The sequence below is a fragment of the Flavobacterium tistrianum genome, assembly GCF_003254545.1.
Lineage (GTDB): Bacteria > Bacteroidota > Bacteroidia > Flavobacteriales > Flavobacteriaceae > Flavobacterium > Flavobacterium tistrianum.
The window spans coordinates 357,231-370,761 of the sequence record NZ_QJRH01000072.1 but is presented as its reverse complement, the minus strand read 5'-3'; the positions used below and the strand labels follow the sequence as shown (position 1 = coordinate 370,761).

The 13,531-nt window shown below is 33.6% G+C and carries 13 protein-coding genes and 2 tRNA genes; 5 read left to right on the top strand and 10 right to left on the bottom strand.

The genetic code is table 11. From position 1 onward, the window contains the following. Positions 1-175: 175 nt before the first annotated feature. Positions 176-1,246, bottom strand: a complete 1,071-nt coding sequence (locus tag DMB71_RS18465) for an NADH:flavin oxidoreductase/NADH oxidase (RefSeq protein ID WP_111368774.1) — start codon at positions 1,244-1,246, stop codon at positions 176-178. A 200-nt stretch (positions 1,247-1,446) separates the two neighbouring features. On the opposite strand from DMB71_RS18465, the gene rseP reads away from it, so the two are divergent. The 4 genes from rseP to DMB71_RS18445 all read left to right on the top strand — a co-directional run bounded on the left by rseP (position 1,447) and on the right by DMB71_RS18445 (position 3,497). Beyond that, positions 1,447-2,790, top strand: a complete 1,344-nt coding sequence (gene rseP / locus DMB71_RS18460) for an RIP metalloprotease RseP (RefSeq protein WP_111368772.1) — start codon at positions 1,447-1,449, stop codon at positions 2,788-2,790. An 83-nt stretch (positions 2,791-2,873) separates the two neighbouring features. Next, positions 2,874-2,947: transfer RNA gene (locus DMB71_RS18455), tRNA-Asn, on the top strand. A gap of 38 nt (positions 2,948-2,985) precedes the next feature. Beyond that, a tRNA-Asn gene (locus tag DMB71_RS18450) sits at positions 2,986-3,059 on the top strand. A 147-nt stretch (positions 3,060-3,206) separates the two neighbouring features. Beyond that, positions 3,207-3,497, top strand: coding sequence for a GIY-YIG nuclease family protein (locus tag DMB71_RS18445; RefSeq protein ID WP_111368939.1), 291 nt, complete (start codon positions 3,207-3,209; stop codon positions 3,495-3,497). Between the two features lie 337 nt (positions 3,498-3,834). Here the strand turns inward: DMB71_RS18445 and DMB71_RS18440 are convergent, their stop codons facing one another. Beyond that, positions 3,835-4,515: a hypothetical protein gene (locus DMB71_RS18440; RefSeq protein ID WP_111368770.1), complete on the bottom strand. Its 681-nt coding sequence runs from the start codon at positions 4,513-4,515 to the stop codon at positions 3,835-3,837. A 120-nt stretch (positions 4,516-4,635) separates the two neighbouring features. Beyond that, a complete protein-coding gene (locus tag DMB71_RS18435; RefSeq protein WP_111368769.1) occupies positions 4,636-4,914 on the bottom strand; it encodes a hypothetical protein in 279 nt (92 codons plus the stop codon). A gap of 177 nt (positions 4,915-5,091) precedes the next feature. Between DMB71_RS18435 and DMB71_RS18430 the strand changes: the two genes are divergently transcribed. Then, positions 5,092-5,487 carry a helix-turn-helix domain-containing protein gene (locus tag DMB71_RS18430; RefSeq protein ID WP_111368767.1) on the top strand — a complete coding sequence of 132 codons (396 nt, stop codon included), beginning with the start codon at positions 5,092-5,094 and terminating at the stop codon, positions 5,485-5,487. 79 nt (positions 5,488-5,566) lie between these two features. Here DMB71_RS18430 and gapS4b read toward each other — a convergent pair whose 3' ends face one another. The 7 genes from gapS4b to DMB71_RS18395 form a co-directional block, all read right to left on the bottom strand. Continuing rightward, positions 5,567-6,691, bottom strand: coding sequence for a GapS4b family protein (gene gapS4b, locus DMB71_RS18425; protein ID WP_111368765.1), 1,125 nt, complete (start codon positions 6,689-6,691; stop codon positions 5,567-5,569). A 1-nt stretch (position 6,692) separates the two neighbouring features. Continuing rightward, positions 6,693-7,625: a GapS4a family protein gene (gapS4a, locus tag DMB71_RS18420; protein ID WP_111368532.1), complete on the bottom strand. Its 933-nt coding sequence runs from the start codon at positions 7,623-7,625 to the stop codon at positions 6,693-6,695. Between the two features lie 217 nt (positions 7,626-7,842). Then, complete coding sequence (locus DMB71_RS18415; RefSeq protein WP_111368530.1) at positions 7,843-9,039, bottom strand: C1 family peptidase; 1,197 nt, start codon at positions 9,037-9,039, stop codon at positions 7,843-7,845. A 222-nt stretch (positions 9,040-9,261) separates the two neighbouring features. Beyond that, positions 9,262-10,383: a BamA/TamA family outer membrane protein gene (locus DMB71_RS18410; RefSeq protein WP_239452998.1), complete on the bottom strand. Its 1,122-nt coding sequence runs from the start codon at positions 10,381-10,383 to the stop codon at positions 9,262-9,264. Between the two features lie 96 nt (positions 10,384-10,479). Then, positions 10,480-11,448 carry a SphA family protein gene (locus tag DMB71_RS18405; RefSeq protein WP_111368526.1) on the bottom strand — a complete coding sequence of 323 codons (969 nt, stop codon included), beginning with the start codon at positions 11,446-11,448 and terminating at the stop codon, positions 10,480-10,482. Positions 11,449-11,493: 45 nt separating this feature from the next. Further along, a complete protein-coding gene (locus DMB71_RS18400) occupies positions 11,494-12,669 on the bottom strand; it encodes a helix-turn-helix domain-containing protein (protein WP_111368524.1) in 1,176 nt (391 codons plus the stop codon). A 129-nt stretch (positions 12,670-12,798) separates the two neighbouring features. Then, positions 12,799-13,380, bottom strand: coding sequence for a DUF4136 domain-containing protein (locus DMB71_RS18395; protein ID WP_111368523.1), 582 nt, complete (start codon positions 13,378-13,380; stop codon positions 12,799-12,801). Positions 13,381-13,531 lie beyond the last annotated feature (151 nt).

The following is a 13,531-nucleotide window of genomic DNA, read 5'->3' as shown; positions in this document are numbered from 1 at the left end:
ATTTTTTTGTTTGCCACTAATTTCACGAATCTACACGAATTATTTTAAGTTTCTGGACGCAACGATTTGTGCAAATTCGTGCTATTGCTTCGCCTGTTCGCTATCGCTCGGGTCGTGGCGAAAAAAAATTAAAAAAATCATTTTAATCTGTGTAATCTGTGGCTAATAAAAATATTTAAAGTTTAGCTCTCTCGTATTGTTTTGGCCATTGAATATCGTCGTTTAATGTTGCGGCGAAATCTAAAGGCAAGTTCGGGTTTCTCAATGATTCTCTAGCAAATAAAATTAAATCGGCTTGATCCATATTTAGAATTTCTTCGGCTTGATGCGCATCAGTAATCAATCCTACAGCACCTGTTGCAATGTTAGCTTCTTGTTTTACTTTTTCTGCAAAAGGAACCTGATAACCTGGACCTAATGTTATTTTTTGATGCGAAACCAATCCGCCTGACGAAACATCTATTAAATCTACTCCTTTTTCTTTTAATATTTTAGAAAGCTGCACAGATTCTTCTGGATTCCATCCGTTTTCTGCCCAATCGGTTGCCGAAATTCTAACAAACAAAGGCAAATCCGAAGGCCATTCTGATTGAACTGCTTCTACAACTTCTAATGTAAAACGAATTCTATTTTCAAAACTTCCTCCATATTTGTCTGTTCTTACATTTGTTAAAGGAGATAAAAATTGGTGCAGCAAATAACCATGAGCCACATGGATTTCTACAACCTGATATCCTGCTTCTACCACTCTTTTTGTTGCTGTTTTAAAATCGGAGATTACTTTTTTAATTCCGTTTTTATCTAAAGCCTCTGGAAGAAATGGTTCATTTTCATGATACGGAATCGCACTTGGCGCAACAGTCTGCCATCCGCCTTGAGCGAAATCTAATTTCTTATTTCCAAGCCACGGAGCCGAAACGCTTGCTTTTCTTCCCGCATGTGCTAACTGGATTCCAGGAATGGAATTTTGAGAAACTATAAAAGCATTAATTTGCTTAAGCTTTTCGATATGTTCATCTTTCCAGATTCCTAAATCGGCTGGAGAAATTCTAGCTTCTGGAGAAACTGCTGTTGCTTCCTGAATAATAAGTCCAGCTCCTCCGCTGGCTCGGCTTCCTAAATGAACAAGATGCCAATCGTTTGCAAATCCGTCAATTGCAGAATACTGGCACATTGGCGAAATTGCAATTCTATTTTTAAAAGTGATGTTTTTTATAGTAAGAGGAGAAAATAATTTCGTTGCCATATACTGTAACTTTTAATGATTTTATACTACCAATTGAGTATGGCAGTGTTGGAAAAGTAAAGTTACAGTATCTTGTTAAAACGATAAATCGAAATGTTTATTAATTAACAAACATTTAAAATCTTAAACACTATCTTGCACACTTATATTAAAATAGAAAACGCTACTTTTGTGCGTTAAATACGAATTAAAAACAAAAAATGGATATAGTTATCAAACTCTCTCAATTTCTATTGAGTTTATCTTTACTTATTATTCTTCATGAATTAGGGCATTTTATCCCTGCTAAATTGTTTAAAACTAGAGTCGAAAAATTTTATTTATTTTTTGATGTTAAATATTCACTTTTCAAAAAGAAAATCGGAGAAACAGAATACGGTATCGGATGGCTACCACTTGGTGGTTATGTGAAAATTTCTGGAATGATTGATGAAAGTATGGACAAAGAGCAAATGGCTCAAGATCCGCAGCCATGGGAATTTCGTACTAAACCGGCTTGGCAGCGTTTAATTATTATGCTTGGCGGTGTTACTGTAAATTTCATATTGGCTTTTATTATCTATATCGGAATGGCGTTTGCTTACGGAGATACTTATATTGCAAATGCTGACTTAAAAGATGGTGTTGCTATTGAAAATCCTGCTATGCTTAAGGCTGGTTTTAAAACTGGTGATAAAATTATTTCTATTGATGGAAAAGCGGTAGAAAATTTTGACAGCGATATGAACATGAATGTAATCATGGCAAAACATGTTTTGATTGAAAGAAACGGACAACAACAAACGATTACAATGCCAACTGATTTTGTCGATCAGCTTTCTAAAACAGAAAAAGGAATGCTTATCGATATTCGTAGACCTTTTGCTATTGGAAAAGTTGGTGATGATTCTCCTAACCAAAATTTAAAAGCAAAAGATTTGATTCTTTCTCTTAACGGACAAAAAGTTAAATATTTTGACGAGGCAAAAGCAATCTTAGCTGCTAATAAAGGAAAAGATATTCCAGCGGTTGTTTTACGCGATTTGAAAGAAACAACTCTTATGGTTAAAGTTTCTAAAGAAGGAACGTTAGGCGTTTTTGCTGGTGGATTAGACATGAAATCATTAGAGAAATTAGGATACTATAAAATAAGCACTAAAGAATATGGTTTCTTCGAATCTATTCCGGTTGGTCTTCAAAAAGGAAAAGATCAGTTAGTAGGTTACGGAAAACAATTGAAAATGATTTTTAATCCAGAAACTAAAGCTTACAAGCAAGTGGGCGGTTTTGCGGCTATTTACAACATTTTCCCTAGTTCTTGGAGCTGGGAAGTTTTCTGGTCAATCACAGCTTTATTGTCAATTATGCTTGGAGTCATGAATTTATTGCCAATTCCAGCTCTTGATGGTGGTCACGTAATGTTTTTATTGTACGAAATAATTAGCGGCAAAAAACCGAGCGATAAATTCCTAGAGAATGCGCAAATGGTTGGTTTTGTTTTACTTATTTCACTACTACTATTTGCTAATGGTAACGACATTTACAAAGCCATTGTAGGCAAGTAAAAAAAAGTCAAAAAAAGAGTGAAAATGTTTTTGAGAAACTAAAAATAGTTTTATATTTGCACTCGCTAAAAAGAGCAACACTTTCCTCCTTAGCTCAGTTGGTTAGAGCATCTGACTGTTAATCAGAGGGTCCTTGGTTCGAGCCCAAGAGGGGGAGCAACTTTTTTTAGCAAACATATTTACCTTTAAGGTGATTCCTCCTTAGCTCAGTTGGTTAGAGCATCTGACTGTTAATCAGAGGGTCCTTGGTTCGAGCCCAAGAGGGGGAGCTTATTAAATACCACTTACAAATTGTAAGTGGTATTTTTTTTTGCATCATATTGACTGTTAATCAGAGCCCCGAAAGCTTTCGGGGTTGGTTCGAGTACAAGAGGAGTCGCTTAAAAAACAATCAAATAATTTTATCTGCCTTAATAATGCATTTTGTTTATATTCTCTATTCTGTCAAATTAAACCGATTTTACACAGGATATACTTCTAATTTTGACAATAGGATGGAATTTCATAAAAATGCTGAATCTAACAAATTCACTGCAAATGCTGATGATTGGGAATTATATCTTAAAATAGAATGCGAAAATAAATCTCAAGCACTTTCAATAGAAAAGCATATCAAAAAAATGAAGAGCAAAACTTATATTGAAAACTTAATCAAGTATCCCGAAATAATAGACAAACTTCTTATAAGATATAAATCTGACTGTTAATCAGAGCCCCGAAAGCTTTCGGGGTTGGTTCTCCCGATAGCTATCGGGAGCAAAGGTTTTACGCAGAGGACGCGAAGAGTTTTTTTATCTGAGGCTTAATAGGAATCTATAAAAGAGATCGCAAAGGTTGCCAATCTTTGTCGATATACGAGTGTGATCCTTCGTTCAGGATGACAAACTGTAGGTAAAACAAAAAAGCTCACAGAGCTTTATAAACACAAAGCTTTGCGAACTTAATCTTTAGATTTATCTCAAAATAAACTTTGCTCCCGATAGCTATCGGGATTGCGTAAACCTTAGCACCCTTTGCGGTTAAAAAAACACACAAAGAAAAACCCTATTTCATAGTCAAAGTTTCGCTTTTAAACCTTTTCATTAAAGCATTTGCTTTCTCATCTTCATTTATTGCTTTTAGGGACTGAGCATATCTATAATAGTAAATAACATCCAAATCTTTGGCTTGGTCAAATAATTGGGTGTAATAGCCCGCTGCTGCGGTTAGATTGCCTTCAAAATAAAAACGATCAGCTACTTTTTTAAGCATCTCGATAGATTTATACCCTTTATCAAGCACTTTTTCGTAAGTATCCACCATATTTACAGTTACGTATTTTTCAGTTGAAGGCGCAGGAGCTGTAACTTCTACCTTAACAGGCGCTACAGAAGTATTCGCACTCGCAACAAGCGTTTTTGTTTCTATTGTATTTGGAGCAACTTTTGGTTTTCTTTTTACGTAATTCGGAATTACTGTTCTAGTATTATTAGGGCCAAGATCGTAAGTATCGACCATGTCCAGTTTTGAAACTTGGTAAGTAATAATTCTACCTCCAAAAAGTTTATTTATTCTTTCTTCTACATAATACGATTGTATCACCATATCATCTGTAGGGAGACTATCCGTCAATAATGTCGTTTTTCCTGGTGCTGGAGAAGCAGAGGCACTGTTTGTGCTCTGAGCAAAACAGCCGAGAGAAAATACGAACGCAAGTGTACATAAAATTGCTTCATACTTTTTCATGATTTTTTTGAATAAAATTAATTCTCCTATTAAAAAATTCACACTAAAGATACTGATTTTCTTTTAGTTAGCTTTTATTCTTACCATGAATTACTTAGAAAGCCGATAAAGTACTTCTTTTTACGCATTGATCATTTTAACGCAGGCTTTTTGCACTTCTTCGTCTGAAAATGGCTCTAGTGCTTTTGCCAACATTTTACTGGTTCGAATGCAGCTTAGCATTTTAATTCGCAAGGAACGGCTGTCTCCAGATTCTGTTTCTAGAAGATGCTCAAAAATCTCGTTTAAGTATTCTGGATGGTTTTTATATTCTCCGTCAAAACAAAGATCTGATACCAATCTAGCTACCGATTCTATTATTTTCTTTTGATTGGAATTGCTTTCGTTTTCTGTTTTCATGGCGTTTATTTATGTTTTAATTACAAATAATTATTGTACGAAAAATTGTATTTTTGTTTCAGCTAAATAAACGATAGAATACATTCTAACAAAATAGATCATAATTTTATCTCACAAGCAAAAAGATTGTATTTTACAGCATTCCTAATTTTTAAGGATTTTTAATATCTTTGATGTATGAGCACAGCAACCAAACCAAAACATATCGGGAGAAACATAAGCCGAATTAGAGAGCTTAGAGGAATGAAACAAGAAGCACTTGCGATTGCTATAGGCGTAAGCCAGCAATATGTTTCCACTCTTGAAGGAAGCGAAAATGTTGACGACGAAAGACTAAATTCTATTGCAGAAGCTTTAGGAGTTTCAGCTGATGCTATTAAGAATTATAGCGATGAAGTTGTATTAAACAACATTCAAAATAATCATGAAGGTTCTGTTATTCATAGTGGACCAACTGTAAACCATAATTGCAACTTCAATCCACTTGATAAAGTTGTGGAACTTTATGAGCGTTTGGTTCAGGCTGAAAAAGATAAAGTGGAGTATTTGGAGAGGTTGATGAAGGGGAAATAAATTTCTAGTTTTGAAAATATATAATAAAAAGAGGCGCAATCAATGCGCCTCTTTTTATGTTTTGTTTTGTTCAAAAAAACTAAACAGGTTCTATTTCAGCTTCTTTTTTCTTGAATAAATTATAAGATCTTAATTTATGGGAATCAATATAACTTATAACTTTCTTTCTTAATTCGTTTTCCGATGCAATACCTTTACAATCCTTATTAATTGTAAAGTTAATTACATATTGAACTTCTGATGTTTCATCTTTTTTTGATATATATTCTGGAAAATAAATTTTTATTACACATTCACCCTTGACACCATCAATGTTAAATTTATACTTTAAAGATAAAGACGCGAAAATTACTTTTTTATGGTATTTATGATCTGTTACTAAAGGATGATTCTGCAGTTTTTTTCCATTTAATTTTAACGATTCTAATTCATCTAAAAACTTCTTTAAATCTTCCGGAGTTTTTTCCTCTTCGTCTAAATAAATATCGATATCTGAAACAGAAACAAAATCCAAATAAACACACATTTTTTTGGTAAAAGAATACAGAAATTGGATTCTATCAGGATTTGAAAAATCATTAAACCTTATCCTAATATAATCCGATTTAGAAGAGATTATATCTTCCTTTACAAATGCCTTTTTTATTTCTTTATTAATTAGATCATTGATAAATTTAGTTTCCTTAGATGTAGAATTCTGCTCAACTTTTAACTCAATAGCTCCGTCTTCACGTTTACTAACATATACCGTTCCTTTATGTGTAGTAAGATTATTTGTCCAATCATCTAATAAATTGACTCTTTCAATTTCATAATCCAGAACGCCAACCTCATCTTCAAAATAAAATGTAGGACTTCCTTTAATTGTGAAATTTTGCTTGTAATCGCTTGAATTTTCAACCAATTCATTGAGATCAAAACCCCCTCTAATAATATTTGGCAAACTAAAATCCTTACTACATTTTAAAACAGCAGAATTTATCTTTACATTATCTTCTTTCTTTTTTTGAGTTTCATATAGCTCAACAAATTCATTTGGTGTTATAAGTGTTTTAATAAGTAACGGAACTGAATTATCTTTTTCATTCCCTCCCAAAAAAACCCCCTTATCCCTTAAAAATAAATTCAAATTTGAACTTGTTATATTTGACTTAACAAGTAACTGTCTTAACCTATCTCCATATGGTAATATCTTATCTTTCATACTATCGATTTTTAAAGTCTAGTGTGTGTTTTGTAACTGTTAGATTTGATTTAAAACTGTCATTTCCAAAAAACGAAAGAGCCTTTTCTACATCTGATGAATTTTTAGTTTCATTGTAATCAGGAAATGTAATAATCACATTGCTTGACGAATCTAGATGATCGAAACTTTTAACAAAAGAAAAAATTCTTAATAAATCTTCATACTTAAAATTGTCCCGAACACCAATGATGAAGGTTACCTTATTATCGATCTCAACTCTTAAGGGAATAATATCTGAAAACAAATATTGAATTGGTAAAAATTCACCGTAACTATTTGACTCTAAACTCAATGAATTCAATCCGGAATTATGATACACAAAAGAAACTATCCCCTGCTTGAATTTATTTTTTACATTTTCAATTAAATTTACAAAAAATGTTATTCTAGCATTATCTAAAACAATTATTCTATTAAAATGATAATCAGAACTTACAGTCATATTTGACACTTTAGATATTACATCAAAATCTAAATCACTCTCATTTGATGCCCAAACTAAAATCCCTGTAATATCTGTTTTAGTAACATTCGAAAAACTTCTATTAATCTCAGAATTGAGCTTAGAATTTTCATAACATTCTAGTGTATAAACTAAATCTTTAAAATGTTTTTTAAAGTCTCCTTTAGGCGCCTTAGGATATTCATTAGCGGTAAACTTAACAGAGATAATTCCAACATCTAAGACCTTATCCTGCAAAGGAGAATGTACTGTAATCAAACCGTCAATTCCATGACTTGTTTTTGGGCCATCTCCCATTTTATGCTTTTCTCCATTATTGCACGAAATACTATTTTTCTTTCTCAAAGTTTTATATCCTAAAATATTCTCAAATAAATATTCTACGATTTTTTCCCCCTCTTCTCCAACACTCTTAGACCATTCTCCCATAGATATGCTTTAAAATTTTAATTATTACTTCATTTATACAATTCAATCAAAATAACTTTTAACGATTTGCAATCTAGGGAAAATATTACAAAATAGAATATCCTTAATTTCAAAATTATAATTGATTATCAACATAATTTTTAACATCTAAAACGTAAAAAGCACCACAATCCAAAGATCGTGGCGCTTTTTCTATTTTCTTAAAACTCTCAGGTAATTAAACCCCTAATTTCTTAGCAATTTCAGCAGGAATTCCTCCTTTGTTTACTAGTAATGCAGTAGTTTTATATTTTACGAAGTTCTTAGTTACAAACAAGAAACCTTTGTAGTCGTTTGTTTCTCCCCAAGAATTTTTTACGATATAATATTCTTTTCCAGTTTGATCTTTTGCAAGACCAATAATGTGCATTCCGTGGTCGTCTGTTGTTGTGTAGTTATCAAACGCTGCCTGACGCATTTCTGGAGTAATTTCTGGTTCAGCTTTTGGTCCGTTAAACATGTCTGCTTTTTCTTCAGCCGTCATGTCGTCGAATTTTTTAGATGCTACGTAAGCTACACCGTTTTTCCAGCTAAAGCTTTTCTCGCTAACATCTGTTGCCCAAGCTACAGTGTATCCTTTTTTAAGCGCGTTGTCGATAACGTCTGTCATATCGTTCAATTTTACGTTGTAAACTTGATCCAATGACCAGTTGTCTGGCACCATCATAGTTGTTTTTTGGTAGTAAGGCGCATTTGTAAAAGATGACATTTCTACGTAATCGTCTGGGTTAATTCCTACTACTTCTTTAGCAAAAGATTGTGGCGTATAGTTTTTTCCTTTGTATGTAAAGTTATCTGGCACTTTTCCTAAGTAAGAGTCAATAACAGCAGAATATGCTTTTTGCCAGTTTGGAGTCAATTCTCCGTTCGGGTTTTTCACCACTGCTGCCAAAACACCTTCGATAAGAGCGCTCATTTCGGCAAATTTGTTTTTGTCTGTTCCGTAGTTTAATCCTGTGTAAACTTCTCTAGGCACAGTTCCGTATTTTTTGTACATATTAATTACATCGTGAAGAGCTCCTCCATCTCCAAGCGTAATTGCTCCGTGCATACGAACATAGTTAATTCCTTTTTCTACATACACGTTTCTTGCAGAATAAATTTGAGAAAGCTCAACAGGCTGTTTTCCTAAACGAATCATTTCTGACTCTAAGAATGAATTTGTTGAGTAGCTCCAGCAAGTTCCAGATGATCCTTGAGATTTTACCGATGTTGTTCCTAGGTTAATTACTTCTGTAAATTTGAAGTTCTCTTTACTTTTGTCGCTAGCATTTAGTTTAAGTGAATTTACTAAAATGTCTTGCGCAAAACAGCCTGCAGTTCCAGCCAAAAATACTGAAGCAGCAAACACTGATTTGAATGAAAATGTATTCATAAGTTATGTTTAAGATTTTATAAAATTAGTCTCAAATGTTTCCAATTTGTTACAAAACAATTAAATATTATACAATTTGTGTAATGTTTAGTTGTTAATGTTTTCTTAAGGGCTATAATTATTAAGGTATTTAATACAAAAAAGCCTCAATACTACATTATCAAGGCTTTTTTGCTGTATTATTTATAAATTAACTTCTTACAAGTTTTTTGCTTTTTTTAGCTATCGCATCCAGTTACTTCCAAAAACGATGTAGTAAGCCCATTCTTCATTTCCCTTAGCCACATCGACTCCCATTCTGAGTTTGAACTTTCTGGCAATGAGATATCTAAAACCTGTTCCGTAGCTGTAAACTACAGGTTTTGCAAAAGCTTGATCCCAATCGTTAAAGGCACTTGCGAGACCGCCGTAGCCCATAAGACTCCATCTTCGGTACAAATCCCATCTAAATTCTAGTTCAGACACAATACTTGTGTTTCCCATGTATCTCGCTGCGGGAATTCCTCGCATATTAATTCCAGGCTTTAAATAAAAAGGCGGACTCCCCAACGCCTGCTCTCCTTCAATCCTTAGTCCGCCAATTAGAGTTTTCGCCAACGGATAATATCCAATTGCCGATAAATTGATACGCCATGCCTGATAATCGCTCCCCAATGCTTTATCTGACCAGAAAAAATCGGTTTGGATTCTTATTCCTTTATCTGGCGTAAATATGTTGTCACGTCCGTCAAACTGGAGCGCGGCTCCCAACTGACTTATGGTGCTTTTAATATCTTTTGGATCTACAAATGGCGGCGGAAGATCTAAATCGGGCAGCTTTATTTTAGAATTTAAAAATAAATACTGCGGCCCTGCACTCCATTTTGCATTATTAAATTGTTTGAGCCATTGTGTGTAGAAAATGGTCGACTTAAAATTGAGTTTAAATTCTTCGTCATTATGATTCGGCAGATTATTGGCATAAAATGATAAATTCATGTCGCCATAAGCTGCAAAAGCACGATATAATATTTTTGGTTTTACTAATGTTGCCGAACGAAAAGCTCCCGCAAGCCAGCTTTTGTTGGCAGTATACATTCCGATTCCTCCTGTAATATCTGGATTTACAAATCGTTTTCTTCCGTCTTCTTCAATAACAGGTGCACGTTTTTTTAGAAAAATTGGAGCAACTGCGCCTCCAAATCCTCCTACGGCGGGTTCTGTAATAATGGTTGGCACGACTATGAATCCGTTGGCATAAATAAGAAAATCACTTAAATCGAAAGCTCCGTCTATGGAGTCTTTCATAACGGTATGATGTTTTTGTGCATTTAAAACATTAAACGAAACTAATATCCAAAGCAAAAACAGGACTTTTTTGTGTATTGTTTTTTGATTTACCATAGAATATTTATCGTTTTAGATTTAAGTTTTCACTTCGTTAAAAAAAATCTTTAGCAATTATTTTTTCTTAAAACTGAACACGTGTGCCAGTGTAATAAAGAAAGTATTTCCCTGAAATCTATTTACGGCATTTACTTCGCCAATCCATCTAAAACCTGCCGAGGTCATACTGCTAAGATGCAGGTAATTTACCTCAGCGCCTAGTCCGCCAACTCTATCTTTATCGGGTTCGATTATGAATGCATTTCCAACCGGAATTTTATCATCTGATACTTTATATTGCAAATAGTAAATAAGACCAGCATTGAATATGCCTTTTGGAGCCGTTTTTTCGGCATTCATGCAATAAAAGGTTTTTCCTAAACCTCCTTCAATGCTCAAAATATCTCCTGTTTTAATATCGGTGTCTTTCTTTTTTCCGTTGATTTCGTAAGAGGCCAATGCAGAAAAATGGAATGTTTTTTTATCATTAAAGAATAAAGTTGTTCCTGCCGAAAACTCATTCATGAACATTCCTAAACCACTATTATTGCTTCCGCCAGCTTCAAATTTTCCTGTTGGCAAATACATTTGATAGCTGAAAACAAAATCGGCTCTTTTATTATGCCAACCTAACTGAACGGGCTGTATGTACATATCTGTAAAAGCAAAATCGCTTTTAGAATCTACATAACTTCCTTGAATCGTATTGGAAGCGCCTGCCAATAAAATGGAAGCGCCATAATTGGCTCCTAAAATTTTAAAATCGCTAACATAATTGGCTCCAAATCCTGTGATAAACATGGTAAGGTTGGGATCTCCTACTTTATCTCCGTCAGAATCTCTTAATGAAGATGCTGCATAAATGTAACCTGGAATATAAACACTCAACGTTTTTTCTGGCGCCTGAGTTCCTGATTGGAGCCCCATAGAGCCGAGAATATGCCCTCCTTTTAATTGTGCATTACAATAAAAAGAAATCAATACCATTACTACTGCAAAAACTGACTGTACTTTTTTTCCTGAATTATCAATTTCTAATTTCATGGCAGAATATTTTAAATTAAGACTAAACAATAGCCATTCATAATTTTACTTGAAGTAATATGATCCCGTACGATCTGGATTTATTCTGATGGTTTTAAAATATTCTGAAGGAGATTTTCCGGTATGTTTAATAAATGCTCTGAAACAAGTTGTTCGGGATTTAAAACCAGAACCCCAAGCCATGCCTTCTAAGGATAAATCTTTCCATTCTGGATCATTTATCTTGTCTTTAAAATATTCGATTCTTTTCAGGTTAACATAGTCTTGAAAGTGAAGTCCGAATTCAGAATTAATCAAATTAGACAAATGGTGCACAGATATTCCTGTTTCGTCAGACAAATCTCTGATTACAAAATCTTTTTTTAAGAATAGATTTTTAGTAACCAAAACATGTTCTAATTTTAAAAGATATTCTTCTCTCTTTTCAAGGGTTAGTTCGTTTGTTATTGGAAGTGCATTCTTGGTTTCTTTTGTTTTTACTACTATTGTATTGTCAACAACAAAATCAAATGTTTCTTCTTCATCATGAAAAATCTGAGGTCGGAAATAAAGCCAGCCGACTGTAAAAAACAATACAGAGGAAATAAGCACATAACAGGAAAGATCTGTTGCATCTACTTTTCTCAATAGAAAATGATGCACAAAAAGCGCCGAAAATAAGAACAAAATCATGAGATTATACACTCTAATCCAGTTAATTACTTTAATGTGATGAAATTGGTTTCCTTTAAATTTTTTCAGATCATAGTTTAAAATCAACATGGTTTGAAAAAAGACATAGAAAAGCCAAATCGTCAATGTTAAAACAGAAAATGGATTTTTGATTAATTCTGCAATGTAATCGACAGCTTTTATATTGGTATAACTCCCAACATAAACAACCAGAGTTAAAAAGAAATAAATAGCAAAAGGCACAAAATGAAGCCAATCGTATTTTCTAAAACCTTTGTTTAATGACAAGATGTTTCTAACGTACAAAAAAGAGCACGGTGCGGTCAAAAATATAAACGCTTTTGTAATAGTAAATAGATCTGGGAAATTTTTAAATAAATTGGCCGACAGATAAAAATTGTAGATACTTACTACCGCCAGACTCAGCAGAAACATTCCCAAAAAGAAACTTTTGGAGTAATTTTTTTTGGAAAACAAAACCATAATTGCAGTGGCAAGGCCAGCAATTGTGGCTATAAAAAAGAATAGGGAAAGTAAAATATCGATCATTTTTTTAAGCTTAATTTAGTAACGTTAATTCTCTTAAAATCTTAAAAATAGAATACGATGGGGGCGTATGCATGAGGAGTAAAAATTGTACTTGCCGAAGTGTGGCAAGTACAAATCTTCTTTTTTGAGTTATTTTTTAACTGCTGCTCCAGGAGGAAAACCAGCTAGTATTTTTTTGATTGCATCGTTGATGAATTGTTCAGGATTATCTGGCTTGCTGTCAATTTCAGCATTTCCGATTCCTTGCCAAACCAATTTGTCTGTTTTTGTAGACACAATGTCTATTACTAATGAGCCGTCAACATAATCATAAGTATTGAATGTTGTGCTACCACCGCCCATCATGGCGCCTCCGCCCCAATATCCGTATGGACGATACATTCCTCCATAGCCATAAAAATTGGTATCAGCTGTCACTTGGGTTTTATTTTTAAGGATAGAAACGGCATTAACTTTTAAATCCGGATTACTGGATTCGGTAAATCCTTTTGCCAACATCTCATTTCGAATTGCTTTTGCAACACGATCAACATTTAACTGATTTACTTGGCCTTGCTGCGCTTTTAAATCATAAACCGCAAAAGTTTTGTATTCGCTGAAGTTAGCAGCATGATCATAATCAGTAGTAACTTTTACAGTTGGAGCACAGCTGTAAAACAAACCCAAAAATAAGACTGGGATTATACGAAGACTTGTTCTTTTAATATTCATGTTGTGGTATTTATTAAATTAATAATTAAATCAGTTTAACTCGAATGTATTAAAATCGTAAAAATCTTGAACGAGGGGGCGAAACAGATGCTAATAATTGCCTAAACTACACAAACCATTATTAAACAACTACTTAGATCACTCTCAAAGA

Excerpts from the sequence above, each read along its gene's own strand:
- DMB71_RS18465 (WP_111368774.1), bottom strand. The coding sequence starts at position 1,246 with ATGGCAACGAAATTATTTTCTCCTCTTACTATAAAAAACATCACTTTT.
- rseP (WP_111368772.1), top strand. The coding sequence starts at position 1,447 with ATGGATATAGTTATCAAACTCTCTCAATTTCTATTGAGTTTATCTTTA.
- DMB71_RS18445 (WP_111368939.1), top strand. The coding sequence starts at position 3,207 with ATGCATTTTGTTTATATTCTCTATTCTGTCAAATTAAACCGATTTTAC.
- DMB71_RS18440 (WP_111368770.1), bottom strand. The coding sequence starts at position 4,515 with ATGAAAAAGTATGAAGCAATTTTATGTACACTTGCGTTCGTATTTTCT.
- DMB71_RS18435 (WP_111368769.1), bottom strand. The coding sequence starts at position 4,914 with ATGAAAACAGAAAACGAAAGCAATTCCAATCAAAAGAAAATAATAGAA.
- DMB71_RS18430 (WP_111368767.1), top strand. The coding sequence starts at position 5,092 with ATGAGCACAGCAACCAAACCAAAACATATCGGGAGAAACATAAGCCGA.
- gapS4b (WP_111368765.1), bottom strand. The coding sequence starts at position 6,691 with ATGAAAGATAAGATATTACCATATGGAGATAGGTTAAGACAGTTACTT.
- gapS4a (WP_111368532.1), bottom strand. The coding sequence starts at position 7,625 with ATGGGAGAATGGTCTAAGAGTGTTGGAGAAGAGGGGGAAAAAATCGTA.
- DMB71_RS18415 (WP_111368530.1), bottom strand. The coding sequence starts at position 9,039 with ATGAATACATTTTCATTCAAATCAGTGTTTGCTGCTTCAGTATTTTTG.
- DMB71_RS18405 (WP_111368526.1), bottom strand. The coding sequence starts at position 11,448 with ATGAAATTAGAAATTGATAATTCAGGAAAAAAAGTACAGTCAGTTTTT.
- DMB71_RS18400 (WP_111368524.1), bottom strand. The coding sequence starts at position 12,669 with ATGATCGATATTTTACTTTCCCTATTCTTTTTTATAGCCACAATTGCT.
- DMB71_RS18395 (WP_111368523.1), bottom strand. The coding sequence starts at position 13,380 with ATGAATATTAAAAGAACAAGTCTTCGTATAATCCCAGTCTTATTTTTG.